This is a genomic window from Paenibacillus silvestris (assembly GCF_009882985.1).
Classification (GTDB): Bacteria; Bacillota; Bacilli; order Paenibacillales; family NBRC-103111; genus Paenibacillus_E; species Paenibacillus_E silvestris.
Window position 1 is genome coordinate 255,003 of the sequence record NZ_WTUZ01000022.1, and the last position, 21,308, is coordinate 276,310.

Consider the following 21,308-nt stretch of genomic DNA (forward strand, 5'->3'; position numbering starts at 1 on the left):
AATCGACAATTAGATTGATCGTCAAATATGCAGCCATTGGTGTCGGCAACGAATTCAGAGATGAAGGTCATTGCCGCTTAAAAGGGAAGCCGGTTAAAGTCCGGCGCGGTCCCGCCACTGTAATCCGGAAGGTACGTAGGTATAGCCGGAGAGCCAGGATACCTGCCATGGTGCCGTTACGACATCCTTCGAGGAAAAGGATCGCGTTAAATCAGGAGGCAACTTCTTCGTTGCTGAGTACCGCGATTTATCGTCCCCTTTGTTCCTTAGGAACAGAGGGGCTATTTATATTGGGGCAATCATAATCATAGGTTTCAGAGAGAGGGGTTCCATCATGCAAATGAATAAAAACGGGATAAAGAGGGCGCTAATCCTAACGGTTGCTTTAGCTACGGCAGTTAGCTTAGCAGGATGCGGTAAGAAAGAAGCGGAAATTACCAATCCATCCAAACTTGGAGGAGAGGCAACAACAGCGCCTACGCCTTCAGCATCAACGGCTGCGACATCCAAAAAGACGGTATATCCGCTGAAAATTAAAGACGCAACGGGGCAAGAATTCACTTTTGACAAGGCGCCAGAGCGGATTGCCTCTGTTTCGCCTGCAGAAACGGAAGCTCTTTTTGCACTTGGATTGGATGCTAACATTGTCGGTGTATCCGATTTCGATGATTATCCGGAAGCAGCGAAGTCCAAGCCCAAATTAGGCAGTATCACAAAGCCCAACCAGGAAGCTTTGATCGCTACCAACTCGAATATTGTGTTTACAGGTGTCTCGATGAAAGCAGATACGGTTAAACAGCTGCGTGAATCGAATATCAATGTGTTTAAAGTGGAGCCCAAAACGCTGGATGATGCGATTGCGAACATTCAAACATATGGTTTAATAACAGATCATCAAGAACAAGCCGAGAAAATAGTTTCCAAGATGAAGGCAGACCGTCAGAAAGTTGTCAACGCCGTGAAAGACGTAAAGCAAGAAAATAAGAAAAAAGTATACATAGAATTCAGCCCAGGCTGGACAGTCGGCAGTGGCGAATTCATGGATGAGCTAATCAAACTTTCGGGTGGTATTAATGTAGCTGGTGACGGCAAAGGTTGGTACCAAATCAGCGAAGAGAAAATCATCGCCCAGAACCCGGCTGTTATCTTATTTGCGAATGGTGTTATAGATAGCAAAAGCAAGAAATCGCTGGATGAAATTATTCGTACGCGAAGCGGCTGGGATGCCATTGAAGCTGTTAAGAACAAACAGGTAATCGGTCTTGACCAGAACCTGCTGAGCCGCCCGGGACCGAGATTGACTGATGGACTGCTGGAAATGGCGAAAGGCATATATCCTGAACTGGTGAAATAAATGAAAAAAAAACTTATGCTGTGGGGAGGAGTAGGAGTTATACTCCTTCTCCTTTCTATTTTGGCAAGTTTATCGCTGGGAACGGCCAATCTTCCAGTTCTCCAGATTGCGGGCATCCTGGGGAAGCATATTCCTTGGGTTGGCCACTACATTGACGTTACCTGGCAGCAGTCATCGGAGCAAATCATCAATAAGGTGCGTTTACCTCGCGTATTGCTTGGAATTCTCGTCGGGGCGTCTCTCTCCGTTGCTGGAGCTGCTTTCCAAGGGGTTCTGCGCAATCCGCTTGCAGACCCTTATGCGTTGGGAGTTTCTTCAGGCGCTTCGGTCGGGGCGGCGTTTTTAATTTATTTTGGGCTGCAAATGGCTTTGTTTGGGCAGTGGTCGATTCCGATTGTTGCCTTTGTGACGGGACTTATCTCCCTATTCCTCGTTCTTAAGCTGGCTCAGATCGATGGCAAGCTGAAGATGGAGACTCTTATTTTGTCCGGCGTTGTCATGCAGGCTTTTCTTGGCGCGATTGTTTCCTTTATGGTTTCAATCTCTAAGCAAGTCATCAATGAAATTGTATTTTGGTTAATGGGCAGCTTGGCGATGCGGGGCTGGCCGTACATAACGGTTATTTCACCTTATTTAGTCATAGGTTTAGTCGTACTGCTTAGCTACGCAAGATCATTGAACTTGCTTGCGCTAGGAGAGCGGCAGGCCTCCCATTTGGGAGTAAATGTAGAACGTACGAAGCTGATTGTGCTAATTGTAGCTACTTTTATTACGGCAGCAGCGGTGTCTGTAGCAGGTGTTATCGGTTTCGTAGGACTTATCATTCCGCACTTAGTTCGTCTAATCGTGGGTCCGGATTATCGTCTCATTATTCCTTTATCCGCCATCGGAGGCGGCATTTATGTCTTGTGGGCGGACACGCTCGCTCGCACTTTGCTAAGTCCGACAGAGATTCCGCTTGGTGTTATCACGGCGTTTTTGGGCGCGCCATTTTTTGCCTATTTGCTACATAAGGATAAGAAAACGTTAAGAGGTTGAAAAAGATGATTAAAGTGGAGCAGCTTTCCCAAAACTTTCATGAACGGTCGGTCCTTGAAAATATTAGCTTTGAGGTCAAACACGGCGAGTTTTTTGGTATTATTGGGCCAAATGGCAGCGGGAAATCGACGTTACTTCGCCTTCTTTCCGGGATTGATCCGGTTAAAAAAGGTTCAGTAGAGCTGGAGGGTCGTCCAACATCCGCCTATTCACGAAAGGAACTAGCCAGATGGCTGGCGGTTTTGCAGCAAGATGCACTGCCACCCGTTGGTTTTACGATTCGTGAAGTCGTGGAAATGGGCCGTTATCCCTTTCAGAACTGGCTTGGGGAGGATATAGCGGAAGCGGAGCAATTAATTGAAGCTATTATTCGGAAGCTGCATCTGGAACCGCTTGTTGAACGAACGATTGAGCGTCTCAGCGGCGGAGAGAGGCAGCGGGTAGCTCTTGCCAAAGTCATGGCCCAGCAACCGCGCTTACTCATGCTAGATGAGCCTACAACTTTTTTGGATATTGGATATCAAGTGCAGATGATGGATTACATTCGGGAATGGCAGCGTGAGTCGCAGTTAACCGTTGTAGCCGTTCTGCATGACTTGAATTTGGCCGCGCAATACTGCACACGGCTGATGGTGATACATAACGGAGAGTTGGCAGCGATAGGAACGCCTGATGAGATCATCACAAGCAAGTTAATTACAGAGGTCTATGGAACAGAACCCATTGTTCTGCAGCACCCTGCGAACCAAGCACCACAGATTTTATTGCAACCAGGAAAATAATCAACTTGGTAACGGAGGAATGGAAGATGAGTAATTTGCAGGAGATTATCGGGGCCATCGCACCTATTCATGCAGATGTGGTAGAACAAGCGAATGATCACTTGAATCAATTGACTAAACCGCAGGGAAGCCTAGGCAAATTAGAAGATATTGCGCGGCAAGTCGCTGGGATCACCGGCGAAGTGAAGCCACTTTTTGATAAAAAAGCGGTTATCGTCATGGCTGGCGATCATGGTGTTTGTGAGGAAGGTATCAGCGCTTTCCCGGCGGAAGTTACGCCGCAGATGGTGCTGAACTTCCTTCATGGCGGAGCAGCGGTTAATGTGCTTGCCAGACATGCCGGTGCAGACGTTGTTTGCGTTGACATGGGGGTTAACGCGGATCTGGAGCATCCGAACTTGGTTTCACGCAAGGTGAGAAAAGGTTCACGCAACATGGCGCGTGAAGCCGCACTAACGTTGGAAGAAACCATACAAGCGATTGAGGCAGGTGTCGAGCTAGTGGATGACCTAGCGCTGAAGGGCTATCAGCTTTTCGCAACCGGCGAAATGGGGATCGGCAACACTACGGCTAGTGCAGCGATTCTATGCGCTCTGGCTGACGTAGATGCTGAGATATCCGTTGGCCGCGGCACGGGCATTGATGATGCGAAATGGCTGCATAAGCGGACTGTAGTCAACAAGGCGCTCCACGTGAACGGGCTTCGCCCGGCTAAGGACGACGCCATTCGCACAAGCGGAGACTTCGCGCTTGAGGTGCTCAGCAAAGTTGGCGGATTGGAGATCGCCGGATTGGTTGGCGTGATTCTGGGCGCAGCGAAGAATCGCTGCCCGGTTGTCGTCGACGGCTACATCTCGTCGGCGGCAGCGCTCGTGGCGAGCCGATTAGCTCCGCTAAGCGCGTCTTACATGCTCGCCTCGCACTTATCTCAAGAGCAGGGACATGCGAAGATGCTCGAGGCGGTCGGCCTCTCTGCGATGCTGCAGATGGATATGCGCCTAGGCGAAGGAACAGGCGCGGTGCTTGTCTTTAACTTGATCGAAGCTGCAGGCAAGATCATGAGAGAGATGGCGACATTCGAAAGCGCAGGCGTGTCGCGGGAGTAGACAGCATAAGAAGGAGGCGAAGGCGCCATGGCGGTTCTAGTAACAGGCGGCGCGCGCAGCGGCAAGAGCTCTTTCGCTGAGAAGCTCGCGATGCATGGCAGCGAGCACGGGATCTATATCGCGACCTCCCACATCTACGATGAGGAAATGAGGGAGCGGGTTCGTCTGCACCAGCAGACGAGGCTCAGCTCGGGGTATCCATGGGATACCCGTGAGGAGCCGTATCGGCTGTGCGAGCTCTTGAAGCAGCTAAGCGAGAGCGGCGAGGAGGCGGTCGTATTGGTCGATTGCTTGACACTTTGGCTAAGCAACTGGCTGCTTCAGTTTGAGGGTGAGCAGGATGCTTCCACTTTGGTGATGAAGCAAGTTGACCAGCTGGTGAATACGGTGTCGGATTACCGTGGACAGCTCATTTTGGTTACGAATGAAGTCGGCGACGGCATTGTGCCGGAATACCCGCTGGGCCGCAGCTTCCGCGATTTGGCTGGAAGAATGAATCAGCGGTTGGCAGAGGTGTGTGAGCAGGTATTCCTGGTTACGGTCGGGATACCTGTTGAGCTGAAGAGTATGGCCTACCGGCTGGATGGAAGCAAGCAGCCTTAAGAGCATGGAATGAACGGTGCGGTGATAGGTTATGTGGATTTATTCCTGGCAGGAGATCGTCATTATGACGGCTGCTGCCATTGTACTAGATTGGCTCATTGGCGATCCCAGATGGCCGACACATCCCGTTATCCTTATTGGGCGTTGGATACGCTGGATGGAAGGCTTGCTGCGCAAAAAAAGCTACATGCCTATGCGTGAAAAGTTAAACGGAGTTCTGCTTACAACTACTACTATAATAATCAGCAGCGGGAGCGTGTTCATTCTTATTCTAGCGGCACGCTCGATTAATGAATGGCTTGGCTATGCCGTCTGCACATGGTTGATATCGACGACGATTGCAGTGAAAGGGCTAAAAGATGCCGCGTATCTTGTGTACAATCCGCTGCGCAAAGGCGAACTTGCCGACGCTCGCAAGTATACGGGCTACATCGTCGGCCGCGATACGGAATCGCTCGACGAAGAAGAGCTAACGCGCGCGGTTGTAGAGACCGTGGCGGAGAATATTGTCGACGCGGTGATCTCTCCGCTCTTTTATGCGCTGCTCGGCGGAGCGCCGCTGGCTATGCTGTACCGGGCATCGAATACGCTGGATTCGATGGTCGGCTACCGAAATGACCGTTACCGTCATTTCGGCTGGGCGTCGGCCCGCTGGGACGACGCCATGAACTGGATCCCGGCCCGGCTGACCGGCCTCCTGCTGATCCTCGTCGCCCTGCTGCAGCCGGGCCTCTCGGCGAAGCGCGCAGCGGCGGCGATACGCCGCTTCGCACATCTGCACCCCAGCCCGAATAGCGGAATTCCGGAGTCGGCGGTCGCCGGGGCACTCGGAATTGAGCTTGGCGGGCTGAACATCTACGGCGGCGTCCGGAGCGAGCGCGCCCGCCTGGGCTGGCCGCTGCGTCCGCGGACGCAGCAAGATATCGTGTACGCCGTGAGAATGCTCTACGGCGTCAGCTTTGTAGTGATGGGAGGATTGCTGTGCATACTGCTCGTATTGTTCTAGACTGGCTGCGTGCTTGCATCGCAGCCTTTCAATTTCTAACGCGTTTGCCGATTCCTGTGCAAATTACCTATACAGACCTTGTCTTCCGGCGCAGCGTGATTTTCTATCCGTTAGCCGGCGGTGTGATAGGTCTCTTGTTGCTCCTGGCGAGTGAAGGGCTGGGTCTGATCCTGCCCCCACTCCCAGCAGCTGTGCTGCTTCTGGGACTTTGGGTCGTCTTAACAGGCGGACTGCATCTGGATGGGTTAATGGATACCGCGGATGGTATCCTCAGTCATAGACCGCGCGAGCAAATGCTTGAAATCATGAAGGACAGCCGTGTTGGAGCTATGGGTGTCATTGTTGCCGTCCTTCATCTGCTCCTCAAGTTCGCGCTTCTCTATACGCTGCTGGAGTCCAATCAGTGGGATGGAGCCACCGGAAGTATGGGGTATTTGTTGCTGGCAATTGTTCCTATTTGGAGCCGGTGGTTTATGGCAGCGGCTATTCAGGGGTGGCCTTATGCACGAAAAGAGTCGGGTTTGGGCAGTTTTTTTCAAGGGATAACAAAGTGGCATGTTGGTATTTCTTTATTAGTAGCTCTGTTTACAACTACTATATTTGTTAAGTGTATCGATTCAACTTTTGACACAGCGATTTGGCCTATTCCTATCTACTTTGCCTGCGCCACATGTATGGCAGGATGGTTAATTGCGAGCTATATAGGCCGTAAATTAGGAGGACTAACAGGAGATACCTATGGTGCTTTGAACGAGCTGCTTGAAGCGGTTCTCCTGCTTGGCGTCGTTATTTGTGCAACACCATAAAGGAAGGAGTGACATTCATGTTAGAACGCTACGGACACGGAGGGGATCTCTGGACGGCTGAAGAAACGTTTGGCCGGCCTAGAGATCAATTTCTCGATTTTAGCTCAAATATGAATCCGCTCGGTCCACCTCCCGTTGTAAACCAATTATTGAGGGACGCATGGCAGGATATCGTGAAGTATCCAGATCCTGCTGTCCGTGAATTGCGTTACAAGCTGGCTCAGAAGTACGAAGTTGGGGTGGAGAGTATTCTGGTCGGTAATGGGGCGGCAGAGCTGATTGATTTGACAGCGAGAGTGTTGAGGCCTTCAGTAACGGGGCTTGCGAGGCCGTCCTTTAGTGAGTATGAGGAAGCGATCCACAAAACAGGGGGCAGGATTTATAATATCCCGTTGAGGCCTTCTCATCAGTTTGAGCTGCAGCAGCAGGATGTGGAAGCCGCAATTTCGGCTGTGGATCTCTTTTTCCTAGGCCATCCCAATAATCCGACAGGTCGGTTGTTGCCACGCAACATCGTAGATAGTCTCCTAGAGAGTGGTCGCAGCTGTGTGCTTGATGAGGCCTTCATGGACTTTGTTCCAAATGAGCAGGAACACTCGCTGCTTAAGCTGGCTTCTACGAGCCGGAAGCTCATCGTTATTCGTTCGATGACGAAATTTTATTCGATACCGGGGATTCGGCTAGGGTTCATGGTGGCACATCCGGATTTGATTCGGGAAATTAGGAATCAGCAAGTACAGTGGAGCGTTAATTATTTGGCTCAGCGCATCGGTGCGGCTGTCTTGGAGGATGAAGAATTTGAGAGGGCGAGCCGTCAGTGGCTGCAGGATGAGAAGGTGTGGCTGACTGATCAGCTGCAGCAATTGGGCTTAGATGTAGTGCCTACGGAAGTGAACTTTGTTTTGTTCTCTTTTCCTGCAGTACTAGGCTTAACTGTGAAACAGGCTCAAAAGCATATGGGGCAAATGGGCATATTGATTAGAGATGCCTCGCTTTTTGAAGGCTTGAACGAACAATATGGCCGAGTCGCTATTCGGCTTCGCGAGGATAATGAGCGCTTAATTGAAGGGCTCCGTCAGACCATAGAAGTTTTGGCACAGAATCGAGGTCTATCTCATGACTAAAGCAGTAACGTTAATGGTTCAAGGCACAGCTTCGGATGTTGGCAAAAGCATTCTAACGGCGGCGCTATGCCGTATTCTTGTTCAGGATGGTTGGCAGACAGCCCCTTTCAAATCGCAAAATATGTCGCTCAATTCTTACGTTACCTTTGACGGAAAAGAAATTGGAAGAGCGCAGGGCGTTCAGGCGGATGCCTGCCGTATTTTAGCAACTACGGATATGAACCCTATTCTGCTTAAGCCGAAGCAGGACATGGTCGCTCAGGTGATTGTGCACGGTAAGCCTTACTCTGATTTAGATGCTAGGACCTATCGGGAATCGTACTTGCCGAAGGCGGAAGCGATTGTCAAAGACGCCTTAGGGCGGCTGCGCGACGAATATGAGATTGTGGTGCTGGAGGGAGCAGGGAGTCCTGCTGAAGTGAATCTGAAGGATCGCGACATCGTCAACATGCGTTTAGCCGGATGGGCCGATGCGCCCGTGCTTCTCGTCGCTGATATTGATCGGGGGGGTGTCTTTGCATCCATTGTAGGGACACTGGAGATTTTGACGCCGGAAGAACGAGATCGTGTGAAGGGCTTTATTATTAATAAGTTTCGTGGTGATGTCACTTTGCTGAAACCAGGATTGGATTGGCTGGAGGAGAAGACAGGGAAGCCTGTGTTAGGGGTTATCCCGTATTTGCCGCAGTTAGGTATTGAGGATGAAGATTCGGCTTCACTGGATTCCAAACGGATGCTGAAGAGAGCCCAAAGCGCGCCTGAGAAGTCAAAGGAGCAACTGGATGTTGCGGTAATTCGCTTGCCTCGTCTTTCTAATTTCACGGATTTCGATCCGCTTCAGGAAGAAAAGGATGTTCATTTCAGATACATCACCCATCTCTCCGATTGGGGAGAGCCCGATGTCGTCTTGCTCCCAGGAAGCAAGAATACGATGGATGATCTGAGGCACTTAATCGAGTCCGGCCTGGCGGCGCGAATCCAAGCATTTGCACAATCTGAGAATGGATGGGTCGTGGGCATTTGTGCGGGGTATCAGATGCTTGGGGTTAGACTGCTTGATCCACACGGTTATGAATCCGATCACCCTGAACTGGATGGCATTGGGCTTTTACCGACAGAAACCGTGTTTACACCTGACAAACGTACGGTTCAAGTGCAGGGAAGCTCTTCACTTTTTGCCGATGAGGCGGGCGGGATATTTGCAATTGATGGGTATGAAATACATATGGGTAGGACACGGTTTTTGGAGGATGCTGTCATGCCTTTTCAAATTAAAGCGTATACCAATGATGAGGCATTCGCCTTGCATGATGAGCTGCACGGAGACGGGGCAGCCGTGAATCAGGGACGTGTTTGGGGTACTTATGTGCATGGGATTTTGCATAATGATGATTTCCGGAGAGCTTGGTTAAACCGCATTCGAAAAATGAAAGGGTTCACGCCTGTTGATGGGGGCTTACGCTTCAAAGAACGCAGAGAAGCTGCGTTTGATAGGCTGGCTGACCATGTTAGAAGTCACTTGGATATGCAGCGCGTTTATGAGATGATGAAGGTATCACAGCCTTGTCAAAAGGAGGACGTCAAAGAATGAAAATTTATACTCGCACCGGGGATGCCGGACAGACAGGCGTAATTGGGGGTCGTGTGGATAAAGACGACGCTCGTGTTGAAGCATATGGAACGACTGACGAATTGAATTGTTATGTGGGTCAGGCGATGAGCTTCATGGACCCGGCCAAATATCCGGATTTACTGCCGGATTTGCTTCAAGTGCAGCATGAACTGTTCGACTGCGGGTCGGATCTTGCGCTTTTGAAGCAGGAGCTGCGCCCATACAAAGTAACGGCAGATATGGTGGATGCGCTTGAGGCGTGGATCGATAGATACGATGCGGAAACGCCGGATATTACGCGGTTCATCTTGCCTGGCGGCGGAAGCGTGTCTTCTACGCTGCATGTATGCCGCACGGTTTGCCGCAGAGCGGAACGCAGGGTCGTCACGCTTGCACGCACGCAAGAAATTAACCCGGAAGTACGCAGGTACTTGAACCGGTTGTCCGATCTATTCTTTACGATTGCCCGCACAGCGAATCACCGCGAAGGGATTGCTGATGTGGAGTATGTACGCAGCGCCGAGGTGTTTAGACGTAAATCATGAGCTATTATGAACCGCTAGTATATATGGTGCCGCCGGAGGAAGAGGGATTTATTCTGAAGACGGTGCTGCAAAAAAGATTGATGGTCTCACGCAAGCTGCTGTCCCGGATTAAATTGACGGAGCAAGGAATTACCGTGAATGGGGTCAGGCAGTATATTAACATTAAAGTGAAAGCCGGAGACCGTGTAGAGATTCGTATGGAGGAGGAAGCGTCCGAGGATATTTTGCCGCAAGACCTTCCTCTGCATATTCTTCATGAAGATGAGCATCTGTTGATCCTGGCCAAAGAAGCTGGGATTATTGTGCATCCCACGCATGGACACTACGTGAATACCATTGCTAACGGAGTCGTGTATCACTGGCAGCAGGCAGGCATTACATGCCGTTTCCGCCCTGTTCATCGGCTTGATCAAGAAACATCCGGTGTATTGGCTATCGCTAAGACGCCTTATGTACACCAGCAAATATCCGAGCAGATGATTGCGCATCAGGTGAAAAAGGAATATTTGGCCTTTGCTTGGGGGCGCTTCGAGGTGACGAAGGGAACGATTAATGAGCCTATCGACCGCGATCCCGAACAACCGCATGTGCGTATCGTGACTCCAGAAGGTTATTCGGCAGTCACCCACTACGAGGTCGTGGAACAATATTCGCAGGCAGCATTGGTTCGTATTTGGCTTGAGACCGGGAGAACGCACCAAATTCGCGTACATATGCGGCACTTAGGTCACCCGCTTATCGGGGACAAAATGTATACATTACCTGAATTTGAGACGAGCCCGGCTGCAGAAGAGGCTGGTGAGCGGCTGAATCGGCAGGCACTGCATGCTTTTCGGCTTGGTTTTGTTCATCCAGGGACAAGGGAATGGTCAGAGTTCAATGCTCCACTTCCTGCGGATTTAGCTGGTTTGCAAGCTTGGCTACAAAAAAATGACTAGTTTTACAGAAACCATCCAAATTTTAGGGTGGTTTTTGTTTGGAATAACTTGACTTTCGAATTAAATTAGCCCAAAATTTTAATTAATTATGAATTAGCTTTCCACTTACATAAAGGAGTCCTTACATCATGGGAGTAAAAGTCTATTGTTATGATAAATGCGGCACATGCCGAGCAGCCTTGAAATGGTTCAAAGCGCATGACGTCGAAGTCACAGAAAATGTTCCGTTATTCGAGACCCCGCCTTCTGCGGGCGAATTGTCCAAGCTGTTAAGTGATAGTGGCCTTCCAATCAAAAAGTTTTTTAACACCTCTGGTGAAGTGTACAAAGAGATGAATTTGAAGGACAAGCTCCCAGGCATGACGCAAGAACAAATGCTAGAACTATTAGCTTCAAACGGCAGATTGATTAAACGTCCAATTGTGACGGATGGTGCGAAGGTTACGGTTGGCTTTAAGGAAGCTGAATATGAGGAAACATGGGCAAAGGGGTGAGGTGAGGTTGGAACAGAAGCAGAAACCACCACGCAAAAAATCACCATTAGCCATAGGCGGTTTCCTCGCGGTTTTGTTGTCGCAAGGAAAGCTGCTTTTGGCAGCCTTGAAATTAGGTAAGGTCGGCGGGGCCATCATATCTATGTTTATTACGATTTGGGCTTACGCTTATCTCGCGCCACTTCCTTTTGCCATCGGCATAGTGGTCATGATTCTCATTCATGAACTCGGTCATGTTTTTGCGGCAAAATTGAAAGGGCTTCCTGTATCAGCGCCTGTCTTTATTCCCTTCCTTGGCGCATTGATAACAATGAAAAAAAATCCGACCGATGCCGCAACAGAAGCTTTTATCGGTATCGGAGGCCCTATTTTAGGGACAGTAGGGGGCGTTGCTGCGTTTGCACTCGGCATGTATGTGGACTCCCCGGTCATTGTTTCAGTAGCTTATGCTGCGTTTTACCTGAATTTAATTAATTTATTGCCGATTCATCCGCTGGATGGCGGTCGAATTGCAACTGCGGTAACCCGTTGGTTATGGATTGTTGGTTTAATTGGCGGTTTAGTTTTTATTTTCTACCTCGATCATTATGTCAATCAACTTATTTTCTTCGTCATCTGGGCGATGTTTGCCTGGGACTTGTATAAGAAATACGTGAAATATAGACATAGGGAGCAGTTAGTTTCTGTGTCCACACGTTTTGAATTTGCTGCCGACCATTTGCTTCAGCAAGGGTATATCATCCCTGGTGAGAATCACATGCGTGATTTGGACTTTACGACGTATTCGGATTTACAGGGTGCAGGTGACGGCAGGCAAACGATTGTCATGTACTGGCAGGGAATTGGCTTTGAAGGTCAAGCTTATTTGCCCCAGCAAGCTTTGATTCGAAGAGTGCAGCTGGTCAAAGTAGACCGTTTGCAGAAAGAAAGTGGATTTTATCTAGGACTTCAGGTACAGGTCGATTTTTCACCTTTAGGTACTCAGGAGCGGTACTATGAGGTTCCGACCAAAACCCGCTGGAAATTCGGTGCAGCTTATTTTGGGCTCGTTTTATTCTTACTTTATATGATAAGACTAGTTCATCAAGCAGGAATTATGGATTGACTGTTTAATACAACATAACGAGGAAAACTATCATGGAATTTACTGGATCAAAGCGGCTTAGTCAGTTAGGATCGGCTATTTTTTCGGAAGTGGCAGATTGGAAGAGAGAGGTTATGAACCAAGGGGTAGACGTCATAGATTTAGGTATAGGAAGTCCTGATCTACCGCCGTCTGAACGCATAATTGATGCCATCACAGAGGCAGTGCGTAACCCCGCACACTATGGGTATCCGACATCGGAAGGCAGCCTAGCTTTTCGCGAAGCGGTAGCAAGGTGGTACCAGTTCCGATTCGGAGTAGAGCTTAATCCCGACAATGAAATTTTAACGTTAATGGGTTCTCAAGATGGTCTTGCTCACTTGGCGCTTTCACTCTGTGATCCTGGGGATATCGCAATTGTTCCCGATCCAGGTTACCCCATATATTCGGCAAGTCTCGTGCTAGCGGGAGTTGAGCCTTACTTGCTGCCCCTGCGCGCTGTAAACAATTTTTTGCCTCAATTAGATGACATCCCAGTAGACGTGGCTGCCAAAGCGAAATTCATCTTGTTAAACTATCCGAGCAATCCGCTGTCTGCTGTTGCAGATCGTGCTTTTTTTGAGCATTTAATAGCCTATGCCAAAAAGCATGAATTGCTTGTCGTACACGATCTAGCCTACTCTGAAATGGCATTTGACGGCTTTAAACCCATCAGCATTTTAGAGATCGAGGGCGCTAAGGAGGTTGCTGTCGAGTTTCATTCTCTGTCCAAAAGCTTTAATATGGCAGGTTGTCGGATCGCGTTCCTAACTGGAAATGCGGCTGCAGTAAGGGCGCTGCGAACGCTCAAATCGAATATCGATTATGGCGTATTCGGAGCCATTCAAGCGGCTGGCATTGCAGCATTAGAGGAAGATATGGAACACGATCATTCCGTTGCCGGCGTTTATGAAAGAAGACGAAATGTGTTTATTTCGGCTTTAGCAGATGCAGGTTGGATCATACCGCCACCCAAGGCAACCATGTTTATCTGGGCACCCATTCCAAAAGGATGGACATCTCGACAAATTTCCCGGGAAATGCTGTTTCGTGCTGGTGTCGTTGTTATACCTGGAGACGCTTTCGGAGCAGAAGGAGAAGGCTTTGTACGAATTGCTTTGGTGCAGGATGAAGCCAGATTACTTGAGGCGGCAAGACGCATAGGCGATTGGCTTCGAACCGTAGAATGAAAATTAGAGATTTTGGTAAAAATAGGAGAATGAGAGATATATTAAATTTTCACGCAAGATTAAACCTTAATAGTTGAAAGGGGTAAGCATATGGACGCCATTTCCTCATTATCAGAGCTCTTAGCCGAGCAAAAGCCTTCATCGTTTGTAGAAATTCCTGGAGTGCTGGGACAGACGTTTGGGCAAGCGACAATTGCAGCTACATTACCTATGAGCAAATTATTTTCACTCTATGAAGTTGATTTAGAAGTTCAGCGTGCGATTATTCCGCGCAATCTTTCTAAATTAATTGATTATGTTAATCTGTATTTGGAAAATCGCCAACCGATCTACTTCCCGGGTATTATTTTCTCGGCAAGAGGCGCGGGTCAATACGACGATGAGCAGCAAGCCCTTCGTTTACAGCCCATTGAGAAGCTGTATGTGGTGGATGGTCAGCACAGACTAGCAGCTTTCCAACGTATTATGGAAACATTGCAAAGTCAGATGGCACGTGCCAAAGATCGTCGGGAATACGAGAAAATGGAAGAGATCACAGAGAAGCTTCGCCGCTTATATGCCTTCCCGATTTCCACGATGACGTACCTGGACATTAACGCTCGTCAAGAGCGCCAATTGTTTTCGGACATTAACAAGCTTCCGCGCAAGCTTGGCGGCAACTTGGCTGTGCTTCGGGATCAACGCAGATTTTACCATGTTGCAGCAACGGAGCTTGCATCCAAAGCCCCTGCTATGCAGAAGCTGACAGTCGATATGTTCTCTGAACGCGGCAAGTCGCCTGAGTATTTGTTCTCTTATCACTTGCTGATTGAAATTTTGGTCGCTTTGTTCGAAGGCAGAATGAAATCAGCGGCACGGAATAACGGTTACCAGTATGAGGACAAAGATTTGCAGGATCTAGTAGCTTTAGCGGGCACGTACTTTAATGGTTTGCTGAATTATTTGGATGAGCCAGCCAAAGGTGATATTGTTTGGTCGGAGAATATCCAAATTGCCCTTGCCTTGTTTATTCATGAAGAAGCTACGAAAACAGGCAAATTCAATCGTTATGCGCTTGAGCATGCTTTGAAAATACTTCCTCATGTGAATTGGAATGGCATTTATGCGGGCGACGAGAAGGATCGTTTGCCAAGACGTACCCGTATCATGAAAGCTTATAATTTCATCAAAAATTTCTATACGGAACAGAATGCTTTCCTAATCAGCGATAAGGAGGATGTGAGCTAATGGAAGGATTACGCCTCAAAATGACGATTCATCCGTTTTGCGAGAGATTCGGGCTTTCAACCGTAGCTTTGCGCGTTCAGGATTTGCTCAATTATACGATGATCGACCCTATGGTACAGCGGAAGCTCAGCAATATGCAAAGACGCAAAATTTCCACGTATCTGCAAGAACGCGAGCTGGATCATGTCTTTTTTGGCCCGGTTACGCTTTCACTGCGTGAAGTGAATCAGCTGTCCAAAGGCGAAAAGGAATTTTTGCTGAAGCATGGCTCGAAGCTTTCCATTTTGGACGGACAACATCGCATCCTGGCGCTTGGTTACGTGAATGATCAAATGCAGAAGGAAGTTCGACGCTATGAGAAGAAGCTGGTGCTTCTGAAGATTAAACAGCGTAAGATGCCTCAAGATACGGATATTAAGCAAGAAGTTGAAGAAACAGAAGGCACGATCAATCAACTTGAGAGTAGACGTCTTGATTTAATGGAGACACAGCTTGCCGTGCAAATCTACATTGGCCTAACGGAAGAAGAAGAGCAGCAACTGTTTGGCGACATCAACTCCAAAGTGCAGCTGGTGAGCAAAGAACTCGGTCACTCTTTCGATTCCATTGATCCGCTCAATCTGGTTATTCAGCAAGTTGTTGATCACAACGTGTATCTCAAGGCTGTTGGTGTAGAGCGACGCAGCAATTTGACGTCCTTCAACCGCAATTTCACTTGCTTCAGCTGGTTATATGCGACAGCGACGATGTTATTTTCAGGCAGAATGCAGCCTTCTTATGAGCTTCAACGCAAGATACGTCACGATCCTTCGACGTATGTGGAGATTCTGCACCAGTTCTTCAATACGTTATTGCCGATGATGCCTGAGCAGCCAGGTCTCGCGCAGTACACATCAGCAAATCGGGTTATCCAAGAAAGCATCGCGCTGTATTCGAACCGATTCTTATTCCCGAACGGGCAATATAATGAGGAATGGACAGATTGCTTGCAAATTCTTGAAGGATTTGACTGGTCCCATGAGAATGAGGAATTGATTTATGTCTTCGGCGCATTGGATAACGGTAAAATCAACCTGATTCACGAAAAATCATTGAAAAAACACGTGAAGCTTGTGCAATTTTTCCTCGAAGGCACAGACTCAGACAGTGCTTCGGATGAGGAAGAATCAACAGCGTAATAGAATAGACGAAAAGCCTTTCTCTCTCAACAGATGTTGGGAGAGGAAGGCTTTTTTGCTGTTAAGTGGATGTTCGCTTCGTCTGAACCAATATTGAAAGAATAGAATCCCACTAATCTACAAAAATACGAAATATACGAATATCTTCCGTCATTCGTCTATACCAAAAAAGGCCACTAGAATACTATATACTATAAAGCTTGAAAGGAGGAGAAAACGATGAGTTGCTCCGTATATGCTACTTTGTCTCGAATCAGCCTTGGCACAGTCATCACGATCCATGCAGGTACTACTCCGAACCACACAGGTAGATTTCTAGGGATCGAACATGGTAATGTTGTTCTTGCTAGTAATAATGGTACTGTATTCTTTTTCCCAGTTGATAGAATCTCCGTTATCCACATTCCTTAATTAAAAGAGTTTGAAGAGGCTGTCTTGAAAGGTCAGAAATGATCTGATGGACAGCCTCTTTTTTTGAGAGATTGTACAGCCTAAGTCTATTGCGGAAATTCTGCTATTGGGTTACACTTCCTATAATTCGGTCGTGAAGAACACGCCGCTTCGATACTTTGTATCGGGGTGGCTTTTTGTGTTTACCATGTCAAAAATAGGAGTGTGGCAGCATGCAAAGTTTTGAACAGAATTACGAGGAATAGTTGCAAATGAATTTAGAACAGGAAGCTAATCCGAGAAGGCGGGGATTGCTTGAGAAGGGGCTTGGTCATGGGACGGTGGAATTTCTGCAAACCATTTGGTATCCAACGGTGAAAAATTTTGACCACCTATATCCTGAATGGGAAGTGCGTGATTTTAACGGTGGCTATCGCTATGTAGATCTGGCTTACAGGCCTGGGGGTATGAAGGGGGCTATTGAAATTCAAGGCTATGGCTCTCATGCAAGGGATCTGGATGTAGTTCGATTTAAGGATTTATGTTGGCGGCATAGTCTGATGGCGATTGATCGTTGGATATTCTTACCTGTCGCCTACCTTTCTATTAAAGATGAACCTTGGCGGTGTCGGCAGCTCGTTCTTTCCTTCATCGGAACCTTCCTCTCGACAGAGGTGTCATCTGAGCTCACATTCCTTGAAGCTGAAACGGTTCGCTTTTCCCGTCGCCTTTTGCGTCCGTTTACACCTGTAGAATTGGCTGGTCATTTGCGAATCACGGATCGACATGCGCGGCGGCTCCTACATAATTTGGTAGAACGTGGCTTTTTGATTGTGCATAGTGGGGAAAAGAGGTATCGCACGTATTGCTTACAGACCGAGCAGACTTTATTCGGTGGAAAATAGTCCATTTGAAATTCTAACGGACACCCATGCAGTTATTCACGTGATTAGGGTGGAAAATAGCCGATTTTTGTCCAATAACGGTTCTGGAGTCCGTTAGATAAGGTACAGGGTCAAATTATGCCAAATAACGGCAATGAGGTCCGTTAGAAAATGGCAAGCGTGGTAAACGCGCTGCACGGAGTATTTTTATAATCATCCGCTTGTTTCAGCGCTCGCAACTTTGTCCATACTGCATAATGTTAGCACCTTATCGAGCAGGGGGTTCTTGAAACCATGTTGGCCGTTCATCAACGCATGGCGGAGTTATGGACATTACGCAGAGCGCGGGAGTTAACGCGAGCAGAGCAGGATGAGTTACTGCTGTGCATGGAAGCTAACGCGACATATGTATGGAACCGATTAAAACTAGAAAATTTATCGCTTTGCGCCTCGCTTACAGGGGATTATGATTGGCTCCATGATATCTGCGAACGCATTGAAAAGATTGAACCTAAGCACTGACCAAAAGGGTCGGTGCTTTTTTCCTTTTCTGCTAGAGAGTGGACGGGTATAATGGTAGTAGTCTATTTTTTAAGGAGATGCCTCATGGTAAGCTGGTTCAAGCAAGTGGGCGAAGCGCCCTATAAATTCTTACTTCTGGGTTTACTGCTACTGACAGCGTTAGTCATAAGACTATATCTTGCACCGATATGGATGGGCTATGATACGGATGTGCGAACCTTCCTGGCTTGGTCAGACCGTGCCTATACGGTTGGTTTGTCTGGCATGTATAACAACGCCAAGGACTACTTTCTCGATTACCCGCCAGGCTATATGTATGTCCTTTATATGGTAGGGATGCTGCACCACAAGCTATCTATTCCATGGGAGAGCAGCGGGTCGTTATTACTGCTGAAATTCCCTGCCATTCTGGCTGATATCGTAACCGTTTATTTGTTGTTTCACCTTGCTTCAAGCTGGAACAACGGGGCGCGAACATGGCTGCAAGCCATAGGGATAGCTGCACTCTTTGCCTTTGATCCTGCGATTTGGGCGAACTCTGCCATCTGGGGACAGGTTGATTCGTTTTTTATGCTGTTTATTGTGGCGACATTTCTGTTGCAGCAGCGGGGGAAGCTGCCTCAGGCTTCCGTGTTTATCGCTTTAGCTTTATTACTCAAGCCGCAGGCGCTTCTATTCGGCATTTTTCTGCTCATTGATGTGATACGTAAGCGCAATCTGATGGTATTCCTGCTGAGTGTGCTCAGTGGGCTGACGACGATTGCGATAGTTGCGCTTCCTTTTGCCATTGGAAGAGGTTATGGCTGGTTGATCGGGCTCTACTCGGGCACTCTAGCCTCCTACCCGTATGCTTCCTTGAATGCGTTTAATCTCATGGCGCTCTTAGGCGGCAACTTTATCGATATGAAAACGAGCTTCCTGCATCTCTCCTACGAAAAATTGGGTTTAGTGCTCATGGTCCTTTCGATCTTGTACACTTGCTATTTATATATCCGCAGCAAAGGTCAAAAAGGCGCCGTTTTATATGTAGCCTTCTTATTTATAACGGCTGTGTTTATGTGTATGACCAAAATGCATGAGCGCTACTTGCACTATGGCCTGCTGTTAGCACTTACGAGTTTTATTTATATCAAGGATCGCCGTATTCTTGGTCTGTTTATTGGATTTAGCTTGACTAATTTCATCAATATCGGGGATGTGCTGCTGCGAAGTTTTCATCAAGATTATCATATTCCGCGCTATGATCCGTTGATGCTGGCTGTATCTGCTATCAATGTTATATTATTTGTTTATGCGTGTATTTTGGGATGGAGGCTTTTCGTGCAATCACAACAAGAACAGAGAAATCAGGATGACCCTGTCCCGATTCCAAAAGTGCCGACCGCGGACAAGTGGACCGAGCGTTGGAACGCCATTTTCAAAGAGAGACCGGATGGTATCGAACGAAGCTCGAAGGGACGTTTTTTCACTAAAAAGGATGCATTGTACTTAGGAATACTGGTAGTCGTTTACACCATCATCGCCTTATTCCATCTGGGTGGACACCAAGCGCCGACTACTTTCTGGAAGCCGACATCGACAGGAGAAGCCGTTATTGCTGATCTCGGCAGCTCGCACAAAATTACGAGAATTAACACCTTTGCGGGTGTTGGAGAAGGCTCCTATTCCTTCTGGTTCTCACAAGATGGCCAGCAGTGGCAGGACCAGATCACTGTCAAATCCGATCATACCAAAGTCTTCACCTGGAACGCAGTAGAACCGATGAAAGATGCGCGTTACGTTAAAACGGTGATTGACGGGCAGGAAAGCGCACCGCTGCATCTGCATGAAATCGGTATTTTCGGGGATGGGAATTCGACCATTCTACCGATTGCTGAGATGAAGGAACAAGATATTAACCCGGCGGACGAAGGAACAACAGCGAATTTATTCGATGAGTCCAGCGTAGTACCGTACACGCCTACTTATATGAACGGGACTTATTTTGATGAGATATATCACGCAAGGACGGCCTATGAACATCTTCACAAAATTGAGCCATATGAAAGCACGCATCCGCCGCTAGGGAAAGTGCTTATGGCGATCGGCATTTACATATTCGGACTTAACCCATTCGGGTGGCGAATTATTGGCACGTTGTTTGGGGTTGGGATGATTCCCGTTATTTACATGTTTGCGAAACGGATGTTTGGCCGATCTGAATATGCTTTTATCGCGGCATTCCTCCTAACGTTTGATTTTATGCATTTTGCGCAGACACGCATTGCAACCATCGATGTTTACGGCGTATTCTTTATCATGCTGATGTTCTATTTCATGTACCGTTATACGACGCTAAGCTTTTATCGTGAAAAGCTGTGGGCCACATTGATTCCGCTAGGGCTGTCAGGCCTCTTTTTCGGAATCGGCGCTGCCTCCAAATGGATCGTGATCTACGGCGGTGCAGGCCTTGCGCTGCTGCTGCTCTTATCTTTATTGGAGCGTTATAGCGAATATCGCTTCGCTCGACGCTTGCTGCAGGAGGATGCTCACAAAGCGCCGCCTCAGATTCAGCCGGAGACGAATGACTCAGAGCAGCACATCTCATCTTTGGATGAGGCGGAAGAAGTTGCGAAGCCGACTCTGTCAGATTCGGAGCGCAGCCGATTAATGCTCGTGCAGAAGCTATTTGCAAAAAATACCATCCTAACTCTTCTGTGGTGCGTGCTGATGTTTGTTATCATCCCGTTAGGCATATATACGTTATCGTATATTCCTTTCATGATGGTGCCGGGACCTGGGCATCAGTTGAAGGATGTTGTTACTTATCAGGTGCACATGTACAAGTATCATAAGGATTTGGTAGCGACTCATCCCTTCTCTTCCCCTTGGTGGGAGTGGCCGATGATGCTGCGCCCGATCTGGTATTACCAAGCTAAGTTTATGCCCCAAGGTATGCTGTCGAGCATCGTCTCGTTCGGAAATCCGCTTGTTTGGTGGCCTGGTTTTGTAGCTGTGGTCTGCTCGTTCTATGTGGCAGTAAAGAGGAAGGATAAGCTGCTGCGCATGCTGCTAATTGCTTATTGTTCGCAATACTTGCCATGGATGCTAGTGCCGAGACTGACTTTTATTTATCATTATTTTGCCATGGTGCCGTTCCTGGTGCTCATTCTGACTTACTATATCAAAGATTATTTGGAAGAAGGTCCGCTTCACAAAAGAAGATGGGTTTACGGCTATTTATTAGGCGTGTTTGTCCTGTTCGTTCTGTTCTATCCGATTCTTTCAGGGATGATGATTCCGTCGAAATATTCCTTCTTCCTCCGGTGGCTGCCGGGCTGGAATTTCTTTTAAGGAAAGTGGTTGACGTGCCTGACATGCGATGGTAAGATAATTCCAAGTAAAAT

General features: G+C 48.0%; 20 protein-coding genes and 1 riboswitch. All 20 genes read left to right on the forward strand.

Annotated elements, in window-relative coordinates; all coding sequences use genetic code 11:
• The first annotated feature begins 20 nt into the window (after positions 1–20).
• A riboswitch (cobalamin riboswitch) is annotated at positions 21–183 on the forward strand.
• A 157-nt stretch (positions 184–340) separates the two neighbouring features.
• The 20 genes from GQF01_RS21665 (at position 341) to GQF01_RS21760 (ending at position 21,255) form a co-directional block, all read left to right on the forward strand.
• Positions 341–1,354, forward strand: a complete 1,014-nt coding sequence (locus GQF01_RS21665; protein WP_161409883.1) for an ABC transporter substrate-binding protein — start codon at positions 341–343, stop codon at positions 1,352–1,354.
• Positions 1,355–2,392 (forward strand): FecCD family ABC transporter permease, encoded by a 1,038-nt coding sequence (locus tag GQF01_RS21670; RefSeq protein ID WP_161408771.1) that lies wholly within the window; start codon positions 1,355–1,357, stop codon positions 2,390–2,392. It begins immediately after the preceding gene.
• A 5-nt stretch (positions 2,393–2,397) separates the two neighbouring features.
• Positions 2,398–3,174: a heme ABC transporter ATP-binding protein gene (locus tag GQF01_RS21675; protein ID WP_202556584.1), complete on the forward strand. Its 777-nt coding sequence runs from the start codon at positions 2,398–2,400 to the stop codon at positions 3,172–3,174.
• A gap of 26 nt (positions 3,175–3,200) precedes the next feature.
• Positions 3,201–4,280 (forward strand): nicotinate-nucleotide--dimethylbenzimidazole phosphoribosyltransferase, encoded by a 1,080-nt coding sequence (gene cobT, locus GQF01_RS21680; protein WP_161408773.1) that lies wholly within the window; start codon positions 3,201–3,203, stop codon positions 4,278–4,280.
• Between the two features lie 27 nt (positions 4,281–4,307).
• Positions 4,308–4,883 carry a bifunctional adenosylcobinamide kinase/adenosylcobinamide-phosphate guanylyltransferase gene (gene cobU / locus GQF01_RS21685; protein WP_161408774.1) on the forward strand — a complete coding sequence of 192 codons (576 nt, stop codon included), beginning with the start codon at positions 4,308–4,310 and terminating at the stop codon, positions 4,881–4,883.
• 31 nt (positions 4,884–4,914) lie between these two features.
• Positions 4,915–5,889: an adenosylcobinamide-phosphate synthase CbiB gene (cbiB, locus tag GQF01_RS21690; protein WP_161408775.1), complete on the forward strand. Its 975-nt coding sequence runs from the start codon at positions 4,915–4,917 to the stop codon at positions 5,887–5,889.
• On the forward strand, positions 5,865–6,695 hold the full coding sequence (gene cobS / locus GQF01_RS21695; protein WP_161408776.1) for an adenosylcobinamide-GDP ribazoletransferase: 831 nt from the start codon (positions 5,865–5,867) through the stop codon (positions 6,693–6,695). Before cbiB ends, cobS begins: the two co-directional genes overlap by 25 nt.
• A gap of 17 nt (positions 6,696–6,712) precedes the next feature.
• Positions 6,713–7,819 (forward strand): threonine-phosphate decarboxylase CobD, encoded by a 1,107-nt coding sequence (cobD, locus tag GQF01_RS21700; protein WP_161408777.1) that lies wholly within the window; start codon positions 6,713–6,715, stop codon positions 7,817–7,819.
• Positions 7,812–9,410: a cobyric acid synthase gene (locus GQF01_RS21705; protein ID WP_161408778.1), complete on the forward strand. Its 1,599-nt coding sequence runs from the start codon at positions 7,812–7,814 to the stop codon at positions 9,408–9,410. The genes cobD and GQF01_RS21705 overlap by 8 nt, the downstream gene beginning before the upstream one ends.
• Positions 9,407–9,976, forward strand: coding sequence for a cob(I)yrinic acid a,c-diamide adenosyltransferase (locus tag GQF01_RS21710; RefSeq protein WP_161408779.1), 570 nt, complete (start codon positions 9,407–9,409; stop codon positions 9,974–9,976). The genes GQF01_RS21705 and GQF01_RS21710 overlap by 4 nt, the downstream gene beginning before the upstream one ends.
• A complete protein-coding gene (locus tag GQF01_RS21715; protein WP_202556586.1) occupies positions 9,973–10,914 on the forward strand; it encodes an RluA family pseudouridine synthase in 942 nt (313 codons plus the stop codon). The genes GQF01_RS21710 and GQF01_RS21715 overlap by 4 nt, the downstream gene beginning before the upstream one ends.
• 128 nt (positions 10,915–11,042) lie before the next feature.
• Positions 11,043–11,408, forward strand: coding sequence for an arsenate reductase family protein (locus tag GQF01_RS21720; RefSeq protein ID WP_145667012.1), 366 nt, complete (start codon positions 11,043–11,045; stop codon positions 11,406–11,408).
• 7 nt (positions 11,409–11,415) lie between these two features.
• On the forward strand, positions 11,416–12,513 hold the full coding sequence (locus GQF01_RS21725; protein ID WP_161408780.1) for a site-2 protease family protein: 1,098 nt from the start codon (positions 11,416–11,418) through the stop codon (positions 12,511–12,513).
• Positions 12,514–12,545: 32 nt separating this feature from the next.
• Positions 12,546–13,721, forward strand: coding sequence for an aminotransferase class I/II-fold pyridoxal phosphate-dependent enzyme (locus GQF01_RS21730; protein WP_161408781.1), 1,176 nt, complete (start codon positions 12,546–12,548; stop codon positions 13,719–13,721).
• Positions 13,722–13,811: 90 nt separating this feature from the next.
• Positions 13,812–14,948: a DNA sulfur modification protein DndB gene (locus GQF01_RS21735; protein WP_161408782.1), complete on the forward strand. Its 1,137-nt coding sequence runs from the start codon at positions 13,812–13,814 to the stop codon at positions 14,946–14,948.
• On the forward strand, positions 14,948–16,126 hold the full coding sequence (locus GQF01_RS21740) for a DNA sulfur modification protein DndB (protein WP_161408783.1): 1,179 nt from the start codon (positions 14,948–14,950) through the stop codon (positions 16,124–16,126). The genes GQF01_RS21735 and GQF01_RS21740 overlap by 1 nt, the downstream gene beginning before the upstream one ends.
• Before the next feature lie 219 nt (positions 16,127–16,345).
• On the forward strand, positions 16,346–16,537 hold the full coding sequence (locus tag GQF01_RS21745) for a hypothetical protein (RefSeq protein ID WP_161408784.1): 192 nt from the start codon (positions 16,346–16,348) through the stop codon (positions 16,535–16,537).
• A 251-nt stretch (positions 16,538–16,788) separates the two neighbouring features.
• Positions 16,789–17,421, forward strand: coding sequence for a transcriptional regulator (locus tag GQF01_RS21750; RefSeq protein WP_235960134.1), 633 nt, complete (start codon positions 16,789–16,791; stop codon positions 17,419–17,421).
• A gap of 273 nt (positions 17,422–17,694) precedes the next feature.
• Entirely contained in the window at positions 17,695–17,922 is a 228-nt protein-coding gene (locus GQF01_RS21755; protein ID WP_145659993.1) for a DUF7667 family protein, read from the forward strand.
• Positions 17,923–18,006: 84 nt separating this feature from the next.
• Positions 18,007–21,255: a glycosyltransferase family 39 protein gene (locus GQF01_RS21760; protein WP_161408785.1), complete on the forward strand. Its 3,249-nt coding sequence runs from the start codon at positions 18,007–18,009 to the stop codon at positions 21,253–21,255.
• Positions 21,256–21,308: the final 53 nt, after the last annotated feature.

Bases quoted from the DNA above. Each gene is read 5' to 3' on its own strand.
- GQF01_RS21745 (WP_161408784.1), top strand. From the start codon at position 16,346: ATGAGTTGCTCCGTATATGCTACTTTGTCTCGAATCAGCCTTGGCACA.
- GQF01_RS21675 (WP_202556584.1), top strand. From the start codon at position 2,398: ATGATTAAAGTGGAGCAGCTTTCCCAAAACTTTCATGAACGGTCGGTC.
- GQF01_RS21740 (WP_161408783.1), top strand. From the start codon at position 14,948: ATGGAAGGATTACGCCTCAAAATGACGATTCATCCGTTTTGCGAGAGA.
- cobD (WP_161408777.1), top strand. From the start codon at position 6,713: ATGTTAGAACGCTACGGACACGGAGGGGATCTCTGGACGGCTGAAGAA.
- GQF01_RS21710 (WP_161408779.1), top strand. From the start codon at position 9,407: ATGAAAATTTATACTCGCACCGGGGATGCCGGACAGACAGGCGTAATT.
- GQF01_RS21665 (WP_161409883.1), top strand. From the start codon at position 341: ATGAATAAAAACGGGATAAAGAGGGCGCTAATCCTAACGGTTGCTTTA.
- GQF01_RS21720 (WP_145667012.1), top strand. From the start codon at position 11,043: ATGGGAGTAAAAGTCTATTGTTATGATAAATGCGGCACATGCCGAGCA.
- GQF01_RS21730 (WP_161408781.1), top strand. From the start codon at position 12,546: ATGGAATTTACTGGATCAAAGCGGCTTAGTCAGTTAGGATCGGCTATT.
- GQF01_RS21705 (WP_161408778.1), top strand. From the start codon at position 7,812: ATGACTAAAGCAGTAACGTTAATGGTTCAAGGCACAGCTTCGGATGTT.
- cobU (WP_161408774.1), top strand. From the start codon at position 4,308: ATGGCGGTTCTAGTAACAGGCGGCGCGCGCAGCGGCAAGAGCTCTTTC.
- GQF01_RS21755 (WP_145659993.1), top strand. From the start codon at position 17,695: ATGTTGGCCGTTCATCAACGCATGGCGGAGTTATGGACATTACGCAGA.
- GQF01_RS21750 (WP_235960134.1), top strand. From the start codon at position 16,789: ATGAATTTAGAACAGGAAGCTAATCCGAGAAGGCGGGGATTGCTTGAG.
- GQF01_RS21760 (WP_161408785.1), top strand. From the start codon at position 18,007: ATGGTAAGCTGGTTCAAGCAAGTGGGCGAAGCGCCCTATAAATTCTTA.
- cbiB (WP_161408775.1), top strand. From the start codon at position 4,915: ATGTGGATTTATTCCTGGCAGGAGATCGTCATTATGACGGCTGCTGCC.
- GQF01_RS21670 (WP_161408771.1), top strand. From the start codon at position 1,355: ATGAAAAAAAAACTTATGCTGTGGGGAGGAGTAGGAGTTATACTCCTT.
- GQF01_RS21735 (WP_161408782.1), top strand. From the start codon at position 13,812: ATGGACGCCATTTCCTCATTATCAGAGCTCTTAGCCGAGCAAAAGCCT.
- GQF01_RS21715 (WP_202556586.1), top strand. From the start codon at position 9,973: ATGAGCTATTATGAACCGCTAGTATATATGGTGCCGCCGGAGGAAGAG.
- cobT (WP_161408773.1), top strand. From the start codon at position 3,201: ATGAGTAATTTGCAGGAGATTATCGGGGCCATCGCACCTATTCATGCA.